The organism is Bartonella sp. TT29SHDZB (assembly GCF_042193395.1).
GTDB lineage: Bacteria > Pseudomonadota > Alphaproteobacteria > Rhizobiales > Rhizobiaceae > Bartonella.
Genome location: NZ_JBHILQ010000092.1, coordinates 1 through 1,284 on the forward strand (window position 1 = coordinate 1; position 1,284 = coordinate 1,284).

Below are 1,284 nucleotides of genomic sequence, written 5' to 3' on the forward strand. Positions count from 1 at the left end.
TTTGGTCTTGCAGACTATGGACCCATTTTAAAAGCAGGTATCACGATACTCTTACCAACCCTCCCCTATCCGAAAGCCACACCAGTGATCAGAATTTGGGGTAGCAAATCATGAAACCTTTTTGCACAGTGATGGCAAATGGAGAGGACATCACAAGAACGCTGATGGACTATGTTTTGTCGATTGAAATTACCGATGAAGCAGAAAACAAAAGTGATCGTATCACTATAGAGCTTGATGACCGTGCGCGTGACAGTGATAACGGCTTTCTTGATATTCCTCTTATCGGAACAATCATTTCTGTCACACTTGGCTATGAAGGCGGCAAAAACCGCGATATGGGAGCCTATCTGATTGATGAAATCTCTGTAAGCAGCCCACCCCAAAGCTTAAGTGTAACAGGGCGCGCCGCCTCTATGAATACGTCTTATAGAACACCCAAAAGCCAATCCTATCACCAACAAACCCTTGGCAGTATTGTTCAAGAGATAGCAGAGCGTAATGGCTATACGCCAAAGGTTGATCCTTCTCTTGCAAAAATCGTTGTGCGTCACATTGACCAAACAGCTGAAAGCGATATGGCTTTTGCTACGCGCCTTGCAGAAGACTATGATGCGGTAGCAAAACCCGTTGATGGCAAGCTTGTTTTGGCTAAACGGGGCGAAGGCAAAGCCATCACTGGTGAAACACTCCCCATAGTAGTTATTCATGAGAAACATTGTACCTCTTGGGATTTTAAATACAGCGCACGGGATGAAGCAGGTGCAGCAAATGGCTTAGCAACAGATGTGGGAGACGACCAAAAAGCCGCCGCTGATGCACGAGAGCCAGAAGAGATTGATGATGATGAAAACTTTATCCATATGGATAACAATGACAGAGCATCATCATCTGAATCAGAAAAAGCAGAAACAACACCTGAGAAAGAAGAAGAAGACAAAGAGAAAAAAGGCGGTGTTATCGCAAGCTATCATGATATCCGCACTGGTGAAAAAAAGGAAGTCAAGGTTGGTAAAGAGCCTTTTCATGAACTCAAATACACCTACCACAATCAATCAGAAGCTGTTGCGGCCATTGCTGCTTATCGCAACAAATCATCTCGTGGCAAATCTTCTTTCTCATGTGATATTGGTGGTGATCCCTTTGTACAAGCAGAAGCAAAGCTTGTTCAAAAGCCCCCTTTCCGCCCCTATATTCCAGCAGAATGGCGCATCAAAAGTGTTAAGCACAAACTTGATAAAACGGGTGGTTACACCACAAAAATAGAGTGCGAACTTTTTGATG

The 1,284-nt window shown here is 44.1% G+C and carries 1 protein-coding gene and 1 pseudogene; both read left to right on the forward strand.

Annotation, left to right across the window (positions count from 1 at the left end; translation table 11 throughout):
• Positions 1-114 (forward strand): annotated as a pseudogene (locus ACFIJJ_RS09740) (phage tail protein); the annotation flags it as partial.
• On the forward strand, positions 111-1,284 hold a 1,174-nt coding region (locus tag ACFIJJ_RS09745), incomplete at its 3' end, for a contractile injection system protein, VgrG/Pvc8 family (RefSeq protein WP_375646800.1). The pseudogene ACFIJJ_RS09740 and the gene ACFIJJ_RS09745, both read left to right, overlap by 4 nt.